Source organism: Psychrobacter sp. DM4, assembly GCF_051307035.1.
Taxonomy (GTDB): domain Bacteria; phylum Pseudomonadota; class Gammaproteobacteria; order Pseudomonadales; family Moraxellaceae; genus Psychrobacter.
Genome location: NZ_CP195536.1, coordinates 2,066,426 through 2,081,833 on the forward strand (window position 1 = coordinate 2,066,426; position 15,408 = coordinate 2,081,833).

Consider the following 15,408-nt stretch of genomic DNA (forward strand, 5'->3'; position numbering starts at 1 on the left):
ACGTATAATGATTTGTTGTTAAAACGCAAAAAGAGGCGCTACAGAAGTAGCGCCTCTTTTTTATCTATGGTAATTCTACATATTTATCTTATTTTGATAAGTCGCGACCACGGCTCGCCTCAATAGCCAAACGCAGACCATTTAGGCGGATAAAGCCTTCGGCGTCTTTTTGATCATAGGCACCCGCATCATCTTCAAAAGTCGCGATTTTTTCATCGAATAACGAATCATCTGACTTACGACCGACAACGCTTACGCTGCCTTTGTATAGCTTCACACGTACCGTACCGTTGACGTATTCTTGTGATTTATCGATCATCGCTTGAAGCATCATGCGCTCAGGACTGAACCAATAACCGTTATAGATAATCTTAGCGTAGCGCGGCATTAGCTCATCTTTTAGATGCGCAGCCTCTCGATCTAGTGTCAACGATTCAATGCCGCGATGTGCTTTTAGCATGATCGTGCCCGCTGGCGTCTCGTAACAACCACGTGACTTCATGCCAACGTAACGGTTTTCGACGATATCTAAGCGTCCAATACCGTGCTGACCACCAATCTCATTAAGCTTAATCATAATCTCATAAGGCTTGAGGGTTTCGCCGTCAATGGCAACGATATCACCTTTTTTGTATTCTAAATCCATGTACTGCGCTTTATCTGGAGCTTGTTCTGGACTCACTGACCAGCGCCACATATCGTCTTCTGCCTCGGCATACGGGTCTTCTAGAATACCGCCTTCATAGGAGATGTGTAGCAGGTTGGCATCCATCGAATAAGGAGACTTGGTCTTGTTGCCTGCATAATCGATGGCGATATCATGTTCTTCAGCATATTTCATCAAGCTTTCACGGCTCGATAAATCCCACTCACGCCAAGGCGCAATCGTTACCACATCTGGTGACAGCGCAACCGCACCGAGCTCGAAGCGTACTTGGTCATTACCTTTACCCGTTGCGCCATGGCTTATCGCATCGGCGTTGTGTTCTTTTGCAATCTCAACCAAGCGCTTGGCGATTAGTGGACGTGCGATAGAAGTACCTAATAAGTACTCCCCTTCGTAGATAGCATTGGCACGGAACATAGGAAACACATAATCGCGAGCGAACTCTTCGCGCAAATCTTCGATATGAATATGTTTGATGCCCATTGCTTGCGCTTTGGCGCGTGCAGGCTCAACCTCTTCACCTTGGCCGATGTCAGCGGTAAAGGTAATGACTTCAGCATCATAGGTTTCTTGTAGCCATTTGGCGATGATTGAGGTATCAAGGCCACCAGAATAAGCGAGTACAATCTTATTAATATTTTTGGGATCGAGCTGAGCCATAAATAACTCCTATTACAATGGATTGAGAATAAAAAGAATTGAGAGTAAGAAATAATATCAGGGATTGATCAGTCAATAAGACGCTCAGTGTACATCATAATTGCTACGGGCAAAAGTAACACTGTGCTAAGCTGCTTTTTAGCTCTCATTAGAGCTTAATTTTGGCGGTTTTGCCTCAAATACGCAACGAATTATGTACAGATGCCAGTGTGTATATTTAGTCATGCTAGCAAATCTGTTACTATGACAGCACTGCGACACTATCAGCCCCTACTTACTTTAATTTTCGTATTTTATTATAGAGTGCTATGAACCCGACTACTGATTCGATGACAGAGATTACCCTTTTGCAGCCAGATGATTGGCATATTCACTTGCGAGACAACCAAGCGCTAGCGACCACTGTCGCTCATGCAGCGGCAAGCTTCAACCGCGTCATCTGTATGCCAAACCTAGTCCCTCCAGTCAAAACCTTTGAGCAAGCTCATGCCTATCGCACGCGCATTTTGCAGCATTTGCAAGATAGTGAGTTAAGTGCTGAGCGCAAAGTCAGCTTTGATCCTCGTATGACGCTGTATTTGACCGATAATACCACCGTACAAGACATCGAAGATGCTGCAAAATCAGGTATCGTCGAGGCTGTGAAGCTCTATCCTGCTGGTGCGACTACTAACTCAGCTGACGGCGTTACAGATATTAATGGCTGCTTGGATGTCTTTGAAGCACTCGAAAAGTATGACTTGCCGCTACTTTTGCATGGTGAAGTGACTGATGATCATGTCGATATCTTTGATCGAGAAAAGCGCTTTTTGGACGACGTACTAGCTCAAGTCATCATTAAATTTCCAACGCTTAAGATTGTACTAGAGCACATCACGACTAGCGATGCCGCTGACTTCGTTTTGTCGCAAGGCAATCACATTGCAGCGACGATTACGCCGCAGCACTTGATGTTCAATCGTAATCATCTACTGCTTGGTGGCATCAAGCCACATTTTTATTGTTTGCCTATCCTAAAGCGTGAACAGCATCAAAAAGTGCTGCTCGATGTGGCCACCAGTGGCAACCCAAAATTCTTTTTGGGTACAGACTCAGCGCCGCACGCTACGGATAAAAAAGAGAATGCTTGTGGCTGTGCAGGTTGCTATAGCGCAGCCATTGCTATGCCCCTATACGCTACGGCTTTTGATAGCGTAGGTAAGATAGACAAGTTAGAAGGTTTTGCCAGTCGTTTCGGGCCACAATTCTATGGATTACCAGTCAATGAGAACACCATTACTATGATCAAAACACCAATGCAGGTGCCCACTGATTATCCTTACTTTGATGGCTCGTCACTCACGCCGCTTATGGCAGGTGAGACTCTTCCTTGGTCGCTAAAATAGTAAAGCCTTAATTTATCTATACTTTATAAAAAGTGACGTAACCTGATATGACCACTCAAAATAATAGCTCTTTTGATAATAATACAAAGGCTTCTACGATGGACGCTAGTGAGACTAAAGACAAAAATGATGCAGCGAGCACTGAGATAGCTGACGGCGAAGCAACAGAATCCTTATCACCAATGACTTTAAAAGAACGCTTTCGTAAGTTTTTACCCGTCGTCGTTGATGTTGAGACCGCAGGGTTCAACGCGCAGACCGACGCACTATTAGAGATAGCTTGTATCCCTATCTTATTGAATAAAGACGGCGTGTTTTATCCAGGGGAGGCATTGAATGCTCATATTGAACCCTTTGCAGGAGCAAATCTAGAGCCGAGTGCTTTAGAATTCACAGGTATTGACCCAAACAACCCAATGCGTAAAGCGATCGCTGAGGACGAAAAAACAGCGCTACGACGTATCTTTAAAGGTCTAAAAGAAGTACGTAAAGCAGAAGATTGCCGCCAATGCGTGCTCATTGGTCATAATGCTCATTTTGACTTAAACTTTTTGAATGCTGCGGTACTACGCACCAATAGCAAAAACAACAACCCTTTTCATCAGTTCTCAGTGTTTGATACGGTGACTCTCGCAGCAGTCGCTTTTGGTCAAACAGTGCTTGCGCGCGCTTGTAAGGCGGCGGGTCTTGACTTTGATGGCAACGATGCTCATTCAGCGCTCTACGATACGCAAAAGACTGCTGAGCTGTTCTGTCATATTCTCAATCATTATCCTATGCTGCCAAATGCATTGCACGCAGAACATGCAAACGCCGATTCAGACGATAGTGCCAACCAAGTATAATTAACATGTAATTTTAGTTTACGAGCACTGGTTTATCAGCCAATGTTAATGGATACTAATAAGTCAAAGACTAAAGTTAATTTGTGGTTCAAAGCTTAAAAACCTTTTGACCATAATCAATTTTGATAAAACCTTTAGTATGTACTGATGACTTTACCATCTCGAATTCAGCTGATAAGCAGGTCGCTATTTTTGATCACTAAGATTACAAAATATCCTGATTATAAAATATCCTAGAGATGATTTAAGTCACTCATCTAGTCTTGATGGTTAATGACGTCAAGCTTATCGAGAGGGACTTCGTTATGGAACCACACTACATGATATGGGGTACTATCATCGGCTATATGATACTAGCCTTGACAATTAGTGCTATTACTTCGCTATGGATTCGCTATCATCTCAAACGCAAAAACCTTCATCCACGGCGCGCGCTCAAAAAAAGATACTTGATGCTAAAAAAACGTCGAAAAAAGCTTGACAGTAAGCATAGACGCTATTAGAATGTGCACCACTTCAGCGTAAATGGTGAAAGCAGCTGAAGGTGTAGTACCTAGTCCCCATCGTCTAGAGGCCTAGGACACCGCCCTTTCACGGCGGTAACGGGGGTTCGAATCCCCCTGGGGACGCCATACATAAAAGCTCGTAGAGTTTTCAAACCTTTAAATTCATATTAGAATTTAAAGGTTTTTTTGTTTTGGCTCACTTCAGATTTTTCACCTAAAAAAGCTGACAATAAATGTCAGCATTATTATTTAAATTTTCCTAGAATTTATCAGCCATTAATAGCCAAGGTATAGTCATAATAACCAGTATGGCCAATACCGACTGAATCAAAAAGAAAGCTTGATGCTCTCCAACAACTTTGCTCAAAGTCACGCCTAAGGCACTATATTTGACAGGCTGAGTATCTATACCGCCCTTTTTACCTTGATCATCATAAAGGTTATGTAATACCTCTAAAAACTGAAGGTGCTCATCACAGTTCCAATCATAAGGCTTAAAAGGCATCAGGGCTTTGATTCTAAGATCTTTGACCATACAGCGTTCAAGTACAATAGAACGTAGAGACCATCCCATGAAATGACGCTCAACAGTCTCAGAAAAATCCAATATTTTCAAGTCTCGATGACGATCATCTAATAATAAGCGGTTTTTTAAGTTCGTTAGGTCTTGCTCTCGACCTTCAACACACTGAAAAAAATATCCATTACCGTAACAAAGAATGCCTGTTATGTCGTCAGCATCGTTATTCTCTGTTGCTACCTTTGCGATATCATTAAGTGTGCTAGCGCCTACAAGCCCAGCAGTTGTAATGCGACTGATATATACGAGCCGATAAAGATCTTTGGTATCTGAAGTTGTCATATCAATCACAGGTGACAATCAGCCTCTCCTTATTATTAATTTTGTAAAACAATAACGATTAAAGTTGCTTCTAAATTATTGATTTAACGTACTTTATATTTATTGTATTAAGTTGGTTACATCATAGGCCACTTTAGTCAATAAAGCAAAACTTAATTTTTATATAGCGTTTATAGATATAATTAACAATACAATTGAGAGTGCACTTGATAAATACTAAGTATAGTAGAGTGCGTTGGATGACAAGAGCGTGACATTTGTCATTAGAGTTCAGAAATTTTTTGTAATTTTATGATGGACGATACAAGTAAAGCATCATCTGCAAAGGTAAGTTTGATGTTTTGGCGGCTACCTGCAACGAGACAAATGGGCAGATCCAAATGCTCAAAAGCGCTTGCTTCGTCAGTGATACTAAGATTGTGATGAGAGATATAATCCAATACATTTTTTAGCTCACTGACTCGGAATACTTGCGGAGTCTGCGCTTGCCAAATGTTTTCACGATCAATAGTGCGCGCAATATAATGGGTTGATTCTTTATGATTACCCTGATCTTGAGGTTGGGCTTGTTTTAGAGTATCTGCCACCGGCGTAGCTAAAATAGCACCATATAATTCAGTCTTGGCAGTTTCGATGACTTTATTTATATCTACAAGCGGTACCGTAGGACGCGCTGCGTCATGAATCAGGATAAGATCATCATCGCGGGCACCTTTACTGATGATAGCTTCTACCCCCGCGCTAACTGATTGCCAGCGCTCAGAGCCTCCTACTGTAAACCAAGTCGGTAAATCAAAACTCAGACCCTTTGCAGTATCATCATCTGATGCGATCACAAGCAAACATTCTGCGATCTCATCGCTCTTTGATAGCCGCGCAATGCTATGCTGTAGTAGTGTTTGACCGTCGATAACGATATATTGTTTGGGTACGGATGCACCAAAGCGACTACCGCGACCAGCGGCGACGATCATGGCATGTACTTGAGGGGTTTTATTCATGATAGAGATTCGAGTGAATAGCTAATGGGCTATAGATACTGTGAATTAATAACGGCTATGCGTCGTTGGTGCTGTAGATACCTGTACAAAGGTCTCATTAGGTTTAATCAAACCCAAATCTAAACGTGCATGTTCCTCTACCGCTTCTAGGCCGTTTTTTAGATCGCTCACGTCTGTTCGTAGCAAATTATTGGCCGCAACCTGATTATCATTAAGCTGCTGCTGATTGCTAATCTCAGCTCGCAGCTTATTGTGTTCAAAACGACCATTTTCACCCAGCCAATATTGATACTGTAGACCCATCAATACTGCGACTGCAAAAGCTAGTAATATAAACTGGCTGAAGTATTTCATAATATGAGCACTAAAAGAATTGAATGGGAGTAGAAGTAGAGATGAGCAGTATGTGAACTTATTGACAAGTCGCATACTGCTCGGTGCTATCAAGAGAGCTAACCACGTAAGCCAATGAATTCATCAGCGCCGCGATAACTGGCACGAATTTGCTGCTCAATACGCAGTAGCTGGTTGTATTTGGCAACACGATCTGAGCGACAAAGTGAGCCGGTCTTGATTTGACCGGCAGCAGTACCCACTGCTAAATCTGCAATCGTACTATCTTCAGTCTCACCTGAGCGATGCGAGATGATCGTGGCATAGCCGTTTTTCTTCGCTAGATAAATCGCATCGAGCGTCTCTGATAAGGTACCAATCTGATTAAACTTAATCAAAATAGCATTGGCAATATGCTTGTCGATGCCTTCTTGCAAGATGGCAGGATTGGTGACAAATAGGTCATCACCGACCAGTTGGACTTTGTCACCGATTTGTTCGGTTAGATATTTCCAGCCCTCCCAATCAGACTCATCAAGACCGTCCTCGATAGAAATAATCGGATACTGACGCGTAAGACCAACGAGGTAATCAGAAAATCCTTGACTGTCAAAAGACTTATTGCCCTCACCTGCCAATACATATTGACCGTCTTTGTAGAATTCAGTAGCGGCGCAATCAAGAGCAAGATAGATGTCCTTGCCAGCCGTGTAACCCACTTGTTCAATTGCCTGCATGATAACGGTAATGGCCTCTTCGTTACTACGCAGATCAGGAGCAAAACCGCCTTCATCACCGACAGCAGTGTTTAGGCCTTGTGATCTAAGTACTGATTTTAGGCTATGAAAGATCTCTGTACCTGCGCGCAATGCTTCTGAGAAACTAGTAAAGCCAACAGGCTCAATCATAAACTCTTGGATATCAACCGTGTTATCAGCGTGCTCGCCGCCGTTGATGATGTTCATCATCGGAACTGGCATCGTCAGTGACGTCTGATTACGCAGGTTTGCGATATACTGATGCAAGGGCAAACTTTGAGATTTTGCGGCAGCTTTAGCAACAGCGAGTGACACTGCCAGCATAGCGTTTGCGCCCAAATTGTCTTTATTTTCAGTGCCATCAAGTGCAATCATTGCGTCATCTATGGCTTGCTGCTCGGTCACATCTTTGTCCATCAAGGCGCTACGAATTTGACTGTTAACGTTGGCAACTGCTTTTTTGACGCCGCGACCCATATAACGATCTTTGTCGCCATCACGTAGCTCTAGCGCTTCACGCGAACCCGTTGAGGCGCCACTTGGCGCAGCTGCACGGCCAATAGTTCCATCAGCTAAGATTACATCAGCTTCAATCGTTGGGTTACCTCGTGAGTCCAAAATTTCACGAGCACGGATGTCTTTGATAGCAATGTCGTTAGTGGTTTCTTCAGCGTACATAATGTCTAATCATTCCTTTGGTCATGCCAAGTTTGTTGGATAAAAAAGGGTCAAGAAAAACGAGCTATAGATATGGATAAAATCGGTAATAATGCTTGGCATCATAGCATAAATTCTGCCAAACATCGCCCATCTTGGAAACCATAACGGGCGATTAAATTAGCAAATTTCATGCACTACAATGAATACTAACTAAGCGAGATTTTATAATTTTAAATGTTGAGCGTCTATGGCTTATGGCTTGCTAGTATTCACCTTAGCACTGGCATCCGATACCGTATTGGTCAGCTCAACCTTAGTTTTAAATTGGGTCAATCGTAGGGCATTTAGTAAGACAGATATAGAACTTAGCGCCATCGCCGCGGCTGCTATCATCGGGTTCAAAAATCCAAAAGCGGCCAAGGGAATACCTAAGCAATTATAAATAAAAGCAAAAAATAAGTTCTGTTTGATATTACGAACCGTTGCCTGAGCGATCTTTTGTGCTGCATCGATATGCATAAGCGACTCGCCCATTAACCGCGCAGAAGCACTATGCTGTGCCACATCAGTACCCTCAAACATAGCGAAACTGGCATCGGCGGTTGCCATAGCGGGCGCGTCGTTGACGCCATCACCTGCCATTGCCACTTTGTGACCTGGCGCTTGGAGTTTGGAGATTTGACTGGCTTTGTCACGTGGACTCATAGCGCCATACGCTTTGATGATACCCAGTTGTCCTGCCACATGATCAACCACAGACTGCTTGTCGCCGCTCATTAGCACCACATCAATATCAGCTGCTTGTAAGGCAGCAATCGCTTGCGGCGTATCGTCTTTTAGATCGTCAGCTAGTGCAAAAGCGCCAAGCGGTTCATCATTGATACTGACGGCAACCGTACTGGCGATACTCCAAACTTTGGGCATATGCTTAGGTAGATTTAACTCAGCGAACGCGACCGTCCCTACTTTTACTAGTCCTAAGCCTGCAATATTGGCCTGAATACCGGCGCCTTTGATTACGCTAACGTCAGTCACGTCTAATAATGACAGATTGCGCTCTATAGCCACATTGATAAGGGCCGTCGCCAGTGGATGACTGGCATGAGCCTCAATACTCGCCGCAAGCTGTAACACATCATCGACTGCCAATGATTTGTCAACCATGACGTGATCGACCATGACGGGTTTGCCTATTGTTAACGTGCCTGTTTTATCCAGTACGACCGTGTCTATGTCACCAGCAGCCTCCAGACTTTGCGCGTCTTTGAACCAGACGCCATGACGCGCTGCCACGCCCATACCCGCCATAATAGCAGCGGGCGTGGCAAGACCTAACGCGCAAGGACAGGCGATAACTAATACGGACACCGCATGCATAAGTGCTGTATCGACCCTACCTGTGAACCACCACGTGAGCACAAAAGTTACTATCGCAATCGCTACAACGACAGGTACAAAAATAGCGGTAACTCTGTCTGCAAGGCGAGCCAGCTTGGCCTTTGAGCCTTGAGCGTCGCTAAGCGCTTGTACCATGTCGCCAAGTTTAGTATCGCTACCCTTTGCGCTGACGCGATAGAGCAGACTGCCGTTCTCAACTAGAGCGCCTGCCAGCAAGGTATCGCCGCGCTCTTTTTTGAGCGGTACCGACTCCCCTGTTAGATGTCCTTCAACGCACCAGCCGCTACCGTCAACGACAGCGCCATCTGTCGCCACGCGGCTACCTTGTTTCGCGCGCAAAATATCACCAATTTGCACGTCTGTTAGGGCGACATTGTGAAAGTCACCATTAGCTTGTTGCAACTCAACCTCATCTGGGGTGAGCGATAGTAATAAATCAATACTATTTAGACTTCTCTTTTTGGTGCGCTCCTCTAAATATTTACCCGTCCGTACAAAGGCAATAACCATTACCCCTGCTTCAAAATAAACACCAGAGCCATGACCTTTGATAGACAAAAGACCAGCTAAGCTACCATCACCATGCGTCAACCATAGATAAGTGGAGTATGCCCAAATAGTGACTGTGCCGATGACTACTAATACATCCATATTGGCAAGGCCACCTTTAACAGATGCCCATGCACTACTATAAAAAGGCTGTGCGAAACCGAACTGGACGATCGTCGCCAAGATAAACTGTATCCAAACAGGCGGCATCCACGACATGCCTTGTCCCATCAACATGCCTACCATGCCCACCAAAAACGGTACAAGACAGATCCAAAGCCCAATAAGCCGCCATGGTCTGCTGCCTGCAGCGTCCTCATCATTCTGAGCAAATAGAGCATCACCTGCTTGTAGATTGGCGACAAAGCCCGTCTTGTTGACCCATTCTGTGACTTCTTCGGGCGTTGTCTCGGTAGGGTTATAGTCGACATTGGCAGTTTCGCTTGCAAAGTTGACGCTGACCTCATAGATTGATGGCTTTTTATCTAATACCTTCTCAATTCGAGACGCACAGGCTTGGCACGACATGCCATCGATCGCCAATTGCAGGTGCGCACGCTGCGGCGCTTGCTGAGTGTTTGACTCAATATCGGCGCTAACCTCATTGCTGGCCTCATAGTTAGAATCAGTTGCGGTACTAGAATCAGTCATAGATAAAACTCGTCATACTATTTATAGGAATATATTACTATACTAAAAAATATAATATAGCAATGAGATGGTTGCTATTAATACCAATGCAAGTGAATAAACCTCTATTAACACAAAATGACCTAAACCTAATATAAAGTAAAAATAACCATCAAAAAAACCAGCCGTAATAGCTGGTTCTAGGGGCGTGCTCTAGAATTACGAGTTAGCTACTCTAGCGTCAAAACCACCTTCAGTAATGACCGAAGCAATGTCTTCTGCGCTGGTCATAGTGTCATCAAAGGTGACCGTTGCTTGATTGGTGGGTAGCTCAACCGTCATACTGAGTAAACCTTCAAGCTCAGTGGTTACGCCGTGTACACTCTCTACGCATTTCTCGCAGGTCATACCATCTATTTTGATAATTCGAGTTTGATGTGTCATGCTAAGCTCCTTTTTGCTTGACTCAATGACGGTTTACTATTATCTTAGGATAAGCTAATACCCTTACACCCTAAGCGATATAAGCGCTAACATCAACTGAGTTTGGTAAATAAGCACTAAACTATTAATTATTAGGATTTTGCGGCGCATCAACTGGGAATGGCTGCGTCACATAGTCCACCATACTGATCGCGGCTGTAAAGGCATGAATGCTAGTGTCGGTATCCTCATAGGCTATGAGCACGGTACTACTCTCGGCATCAAGTTCAATCGCTGTGACCCCAGTGATATTCTGTAGTGCGGTCGTCACGCTCTCTAACCCCTTAGCATCATTGATATTTTCGATACTGACCTTTGCCATCTTAATCGCCATGACTTATCCTTTATAGTTGGTTTAGATATCCTATCGCTTACTGAGTATCTAATACCTCAAAGCCTTTTACCAAGTCATCGATTTGTTTTAATTGACTTAAAAACGGCTCAAGCTGACTGGTTCTTAGTGCACAGGGACCATCACACTTGGCAGTTTCAGGACTCGGATGCGCCTCCAAAAACAGCCCTGCCAGCCCCGTTGCCATGCCAGCACGTGCCAGCGTGGTAATCTGCTCACGGCGACCGCCTGCGCTATCACTACGAGCGCCCGGCTGCTGTAAGCTATGCGTCACATCAAAGAATACAGGCACATTCATCTGCTTCATGGTATCAAAGCCTAGCATATCGACGACAAGGTTGTTATAACCAAAAGCACTACCGCGCTCGCATAAGATAAGCTTATCATTGCCCGCCTCCAAGCACTTATTCATGATATGACGCATCTCATGCGGCGCTAGGAACTGCGCTTTTTTGATATTGATGATGACGCCTGTTTTCGCCATAGACTCGACCAGATCAGTTTGACGGGATAAAAACGCGGGCAACTGGATAATATCAGCTACTTTAGCAACAGGTGCAGCTTGATGAGGTTCGTGCACATCAGTGATAATTGGCACTTGAAATTTTTCTTTGATTTGCCCTAGCCAGTCTATACCCTTCTCAAGTCCAGGCCCTCGGTATGAGTGTAGGCTTGAGCGATTGGCTTTATCGAAGCTGGCTTTGAACACGTAGCCAATACCCAGACGCTCACATGTCTCGACATACTGTTCAGCGATCTCAAACGCCATCTGTTTTGACTCAAGGACATTCATCCCGCCAAAAAGTACAAAAGGCTGATCATTGCCGATATTAATTATCTCACCGCTGGGAGTCTTTAGTTCGATATGTGATTGCGCTGTTAATACGTTATCCATAAACTGTTTTCCTATTTATTGTTATTACTCATAGCTATTGTAACCGATAGATTAAGACCTGTCCTACTCTAAACCTATGAGGTCTTGATACGCTAATAGAGGCGATTGGCTGACGACTAAATCTCAAACGTTTATAAAAAAAGACCAATCCGTAGATTAGTCTTTTATTGATTAAAATTTAATACGTTAGTGTAGGCTACTTATCATTGTAATTCTTAGCCGCTTTGACAAAGCTATTAAACAGTGGATGACCGCCGCGTGGCGAGCTGGTAAATTCAGGATGGAACTGTACCGCGATGAACCAAGGATGTGCGCTGATCTCAACCGACTCGACCAAATGCTGCTTGGCAGAGTACCCTGATATCATCATCCCTGATTGCTCTAATGGCTCGATATAACGGTTATTCATCTCATAACGATGGCGATGACGCTCCGTGATATTATTAGCGCCGTATATTTGCGCAAGCTTGCTACCAGAGACCAACTCTGCCTGCTGTGCGCCTAAACGCATCGTACCGCCCAAGTCTGAGTCATCACTGCGAATCTGTAGCTCGCCGCGCTCATCAAGCCACTCGGTAATCAGACCGATGATCGGTTCTGCCGTCTTGCGGTCGAACTCAGAAGAATTAGCATCGATACCCAGTACATTACGCGCATATTCGATCACAGCCAGCTGCATCCCCAAGCAAATCCCAAAATACGGCACCTTGTTTTCGCGAGCGTAAGTAATGGCTTTTATTTTGCCCATCGTACCGCGCTCACCAAAACCACCTGGTACTAAGATAGCATCCGCATCTTCTAAGCGTAGATACAAGTCTTTATTACTCTCCAAGTGTTCGGCGTCGATATAGTCGATGACGACTTTGGTTTGGTGAGTGATACCCGCATGGAGCAAAGCTTCATTGATTGATTTGTAGGCATCAGGCAGCTCAACATATTTGCCGACCATAGCGACAGTAACCGTAGATACAGGATTGAGCTGCGCCTCTACGACGCGGTCCCAATCACTTAGATCCGCCTCTGGCACGTCCAAACCAAAACGCTCGCAAATCAAATCATCGAGATCTTGCTCATGTAGCGTACGAGGAATTTGATAGATACTATCGGCATCCTCACACATGATAACCGCACGTTCTTCGACGTTGGTAAATAGCGCAATCTTGCGGCGATTGTCTTGTGAGATATGATGATCAGAGCGGCAGATAAGGATATCTGGTTGCAGACCGATAGAGCGTAGCTCCTTGACCGAATGCTGAGTCGGTTTGGTTTTAGTTTCGCCAGCACTTGCAATATAGGGCACTAACGTTAAGTGCATGAGCATAGCCTTGTTACGGCCAAGCTCGACTTGCATCTGACGCACCGCTTCCATAAAGGGTAGTGACTCGATATCGCCAACGGTACCACCGATCTCAATGATGGCGATATCATAGCCTGCACCGCTCGCTAGGATTTTACTTTTGATCTCATCAGTAATGTGCGGAATAACCTGTACCGTCCCCCCTAGATACTCACCACGGCGCTCTTTGTTCAATACATTTTGGTAGATACGGCCGCTGGTGAAGTTATTACTTTTGCTCATCTTTGAGTGGCGTAAAAAACGCTCGTAATAGCCCAAATCCAAATCGGTCTCAGCACCATCTTCAGTGACGAACACCTCACCATGCTGGAATGGGCTCATCGTACCAGGATCGACGTTGATATAGGGATCCATCTTAGTCATCGTCACACTGACGCCGCGTGCTTCTAATATAGCGGCTAAGGATGCAGCGGTAATACCTTTTCCTAGTGAGGACACTACCCCACCGGTCACAAATATAAACTTGGTCATAGTATTCTGTCGGTCGTTGGTAAAGAAGGATTTTACTAAAAATACGCTCTGAAATATAGGGTAAAACTCAAACTTACTCAAATTCTTGAGCATTAAGTAAGTTTTATTGCTCATATAAAAAGACTCACCCCAAAGGATGAGTCTTTTTACATACTATGTATACAAGGTATTGATTTAGAATTTATATTCTAGACCACCACCAGCTGCGAATAAATCATAATCAATACCAGCAATATCAGCTGAGTTTTGACCAACATAAGCATGAGCAATCATGTTGTTTTTAAACTGGTACTCGCCACCAACAACAATTTGGTCCGAATCAGAGTTAGCAGAACCAAAGAGATTATCAGTGTTATTGTACTGAACATAAACAGCGGCTGGTTTAGCAAAGTTAGTTAAGCCCATTTTAGCACTTACTACATAGCCTCTTTCGTCTTCAGGAGTAGCGTCAAAATCAGCGACTTGATATAGTGCGCCTACGGTTACAGGGTAAGCTACATACTTGCTCATATCGACAGTAACCGTACCACGGATAAGATCACCAGCTAGATTGACGTCATTATCATAAGCGACACCAGCGGTAATACCAGTACCAGCATCAAACATCAAAGCCGCTGCAAAACCATCATCACTAGCGCCATCAAATGACTCATCAGCCTTGTACATAAGTGCTAAATCTAATGGCATGTCATTATATTTAGGTGCTTTCCAGATTACTGAATTATTGATACGACCACTATCTGCTAAGTTAAAACCTTTTTCATTACTCTCAAGGTTATTCGCGCCTAGATTATCCCAATAACCACTACCAGAAGTTACAACATTGTTTACGTAATCGACAACTGAAGTATTCCGACCAAAACGAAACTGACCGTACTTATCATTATTAAATCCTAAGTAAGTATCACGACTTTGAAAATTTCTATTCGTACCATCGACACGGACACCATATTCGAGTTGATAAATCACATCAGTATTAGCAGTGGCTGCTTCAGAGCCTTTAAAACCAATACGCGATGAGTATGAGTTGACTTGAATTGAGTCTTCACCTACATCGACACCTAAACCATCAATATCAGTATTAACATAATCCACTCCGACGAACGCTTTACCGTAAACAGTCGGTGCCGCTTGAGTTGTAGATATAAATAAAGCAGTGATTGCTGTCGCCAAAAGTAATTTTTTCGTAAGGTATCTCCACTTTACAATTTCAGTAATAAGCACGCTAAAATTAGCTGGTGCCTACGATAATATCGTCACAAATCCTCAAAATACGATGTGTAACCTGCTACTAGACGCTGTCAGACATAAATTTAGCAACTTTATATTACTGTAAGATGAAAAAACCAAAATTTACAGAGAAGCAACTCATAATGTAACGGCGGTTTATGGCTATGTACTTTTTTTCTATCTTGTGAGGTAGCCTATCTAAAATGGATACATATATCGTTTTAGATAGATTGCAAAAAATTTCTAGCTTACTTTAGATAATTATGAGCATCAATCAGACTTTATTTAAAATAACCCATAAAAAAACTCACCCCGAAGGATGAGTTTTTGGCATATTAACTACTATACAAAGAATATCTATGCGTG

The 15,408-nt window shown here is 43.8% G+C and carries 14 protein-coding genes and 1 tRNA gene; 4 read left to right on the forward strand and 11 right to left on the reverse strand.

Annotation, left to right across the window (positions count from 1 at the left end):
* Positions 1–88 precede the first annotated feature (88 nt).
* Positions 89–1,327 carry an argininosuccinate synthase gene (locus ACR64G_RS08765; protein WP_435978923.1) on the reverse strand — a complete coding sequence of 413 codons (1,239 nt, stop codon included), beginning with the start codon at positions 1,325–1,327 and terminating at the stop codon, positions 89–91.
* 308 nt (positions 1,328–1,635) lie between these two features.
* Here ACR64G_RS08765 and pyrC point away from each other — a divergent pair, with 308 nt between their 5' ends.
* From pyrC to ACR64G_RS08785, 4 genes are all read left to right on the forward strand, one after another.
* The gene (gene pyrC, locus ACR64G_RS08770; RefSeq protein WP_435978924.1) at positions 1,636–2,712 is read left to right on the forward strand and encodes a dihydroorotase; all 1,077 of its coding nucleotides are present in this window, start codon (positions 1,636–1,638) and stop codon (positions 2,710–2,712) included.
* A 182-nt stretch (positions 2,713–2,894) separates the two neighbouring features.
* Positions 2,895–3,557, forward strand: coding sequence for a ribonuclease T (rnt, locus tag ACR64G_RS08775; protein WP_435980692.1), 663 nt, complete (start codon positions 2,895–2,897; stop codon positions 3,555–3,557).
* A 305-nt stretch (positions 3,558–3,862) separates the two neighbouring features.
* On the forward strand, positions 3,863–4,060 hold the full coding sequence (locus tag ACR64G_RS08780; RefSeq protein ID WP_435978925.1) for a hypothetical protein: 198 nt from the start codon (positions 3,863–3,865) through the stop codon (positions 4,058–4,060).
* Positions 4,061–4,113: 53 nt separating this feature from the next.
* Positions 4,114–4,189: transfer RNA gene (locus ACR64G_RS08785), tRNA-Glu, on the forward strand.
* 133 nt (positions 4,190–4,322) lie between these two features.
* Here the strand turns inward: ACR64G_RS08785 and ACR64G_RS08790 are convergent.
* The 10 genes from ACR64G_RS08790 to ACR64G_RS08835 form a co-directional block, all read right to left on the reverse strand.
* Entirely contained in the window at positions 4,323–4,934 is a 612-nt protein-coding gene (locus ACR64G_RS08790) for a BLUF domain-containing protein (RefSeq protein ID WP_435980693.1), read from the reverse strand.
* A gap of 254 nt (positions 4,935–5,188) precedes the next feature.
* Positions 5,189–5,926 carry a 2-C-methyl-D-erythritol 4-phosphate cytidylyltransferase gene (gene ispD, locus ACR64G_RS08795; RefSeq protein ID WP_435978926.1) on the reverse strand — a complete coding sequence of 246 codons (738 nt, stop codon included), beginning with the start codon at positions 5,924–5,926 and terminating at the stop codon, positions 5,189–5,191.
* Positions 5,927–5,971: 45 nt separating this feature from the next.
* Positions 5,972–6,280: an FtsB family cell division protein gene (locus ACR64G_RS08800; protein WP_435978927.1), complete on the reverse strand. Its 309-nt coding sequence runs from the start codon at positions 6,278–6,280 to the stop codon at positions 5,972–5,974.
* 98 nt (positions 6,281–6,378) lie between these two features.
* The gene (gene eno, locus ACR64G_RS08805) at positions 6,379–7,695 is read right to left on the reverse strand and encodes a phosphopyruvate hydratase (protein WP_435978928.1); all 1,317 of its coding nucleotides are present in this window, start codon (positions 7,693–7,695) and stop codon (positions 6,379–6,381) included.
* Between the two features lie 234 nt (positions 7,696–7,929).
* Positions 7,930–10,275: a heavy metal translocating P-type ATPase gene (locus tag ACR64G_RS08810; RefSeq protein WP_435978929.1), complete on the reverse strand. Its 2,346-nt coding sequence runs from the start codon at positions 10,273–10,275 to the stop codon at positions 7,930–7,932.
* A gap of 198 nt (positions 10,276–10,473) precedes the next feature.
* Entirely contained in the window at positions 10,474–10,698 is a 225-nt protein-coding gene (locus tag ACR64G_RS08815; protein ID WP_435978930.1) for a heavy-metal-associated domain-containing protein, read from the reverse strand.
* A gap of 124 nt (positions 10,699–10,822) precedes the next feature.
* Positions 10,823–11,071, reverse strand: coding sequence for a heavy-metal-associated domain-containing protein (locus ACR64G_RS08820; RefSeq protein WP_435978931.1), 249 nt, complete (start codon positions 11,069–11,071; stop codon positions 10,823–10,825).
* Positions 11,072–11,108: 37 nt separating this feature from the next.
* The gene (kdsA, locus tag ACR64G_RS08825) at positions 11,109–11,984 is read right to left on the reverse strand and encodes a 3-deoxy-8-phosphooctulonate synthase (RefSeq protein WP_435978932.1); all 876 of its coding nucleotides are present in this window, start codon (positions 11,982–11,984) and stop codon (positions 11,109–11,111) included.
* 196 nt (positions 11,985–12,180) lie between these two features.
* On the reverse strand, positions 12,181–13,812 hold the full coding sequence (locus ACR64G_RS08830; RefSeq protein ID WP_435978933.1) for a CTP synthase: 1,632 nt from the start codon (positions 13,810–13,812) through the stop codon (positions 12,181–12,183).
* A gap of 174 nt (positions 13,813–13,986) precedes the next feature.
* Complete coding sequence (locus ACR64G_RS08835) at positions 13,987–14,985, reverse strand: porin (protein ID WP_435978934.1); 999 nt, start codon at positions 14,983–14,985, stop codon at positions 13,987–13,989.
* Positions 14,986–15,408 lie beyond the last annotated feature (423 nt).

Coding starts and splice junctions, on each gene's coding strand:
- ACR64G_RS08765 (WP_435978923.1), bottom strand. CDS start 1,327: ATGGCTCAGCTCGATCCCAAAAATATTAATAAGATTGTACTCGCTTAT.
- pyrC (WP_435978924.1), top strand. CDS start 1,636: ATGAACCCGACTACTGATTCGATGACAGAGATTACCCTTTTGCAGCCA.
- rnt (WP_435980692.1), top strand. CDS start 2,895: ATGACTTTAAAAGAACGCTTTCGTAAGTTTTTACCCGTCGTCGTTGAT.
- ACR64G_RS08780 (WP_435978925.1), top strand. CDS start 3,863: ATGGAACCACACTACATGATATGGGGTACTATCATCGGCTATATGATA.
- ispD (WP_435978926.1), bottom strand. CDS start 5,926: ATGAATAAAACCCCTCAAGTACATGCCATGATCGTCGCCGCTGGTCGC.
- ACR64G_RS08800 (WP_435978927.1), bottom strand. CDS start 6,280: ATGAAATACTTCAGCCAGTTTATATTACTAGCTTTTGCAGTCGCAGTA.
- eno (WP_435978928.1), bottom strand. CDS start 7,695: ATGTACGCTGAAGAAACCACTAACGACATTGCTATCAAAGACATCCGT.
- ACR64G_RS08810 (WP_435978929.1), bottom strand. CDS start 10,275: ATGACTGATTCTAGTACCGCAACTGATTCTAACTATGAGGCCAGCAAT.
- ACR64G_RS08815 (WP_435978930.1), bottom strand. CDS start 10,698: ATGACACATCAAACTCGAATTATCAAAATAGATGGTATGACCTGCGAG.
- ACR64G_RS08820 (WP_435978931.1), bottom strand. CDS start 11,071: ATGGCGATTAAGATGGCAAAGGTCAGTATCGAAAATATCAATGATGCT.
- kdsA (WP_435978932.1), bottom strand. CDS start 11,984: ATGGATAACGTATTAACAGCGCAATCACATATCGAACTAAAGACTCCC.
- ACR64G_RS08830 (WP_435978933.1), bottom strand. CDS start 13,812: ATGACCAAGTTTATATTTGTGACCGGTGGGGTAGTGTCCTCACTAGGA.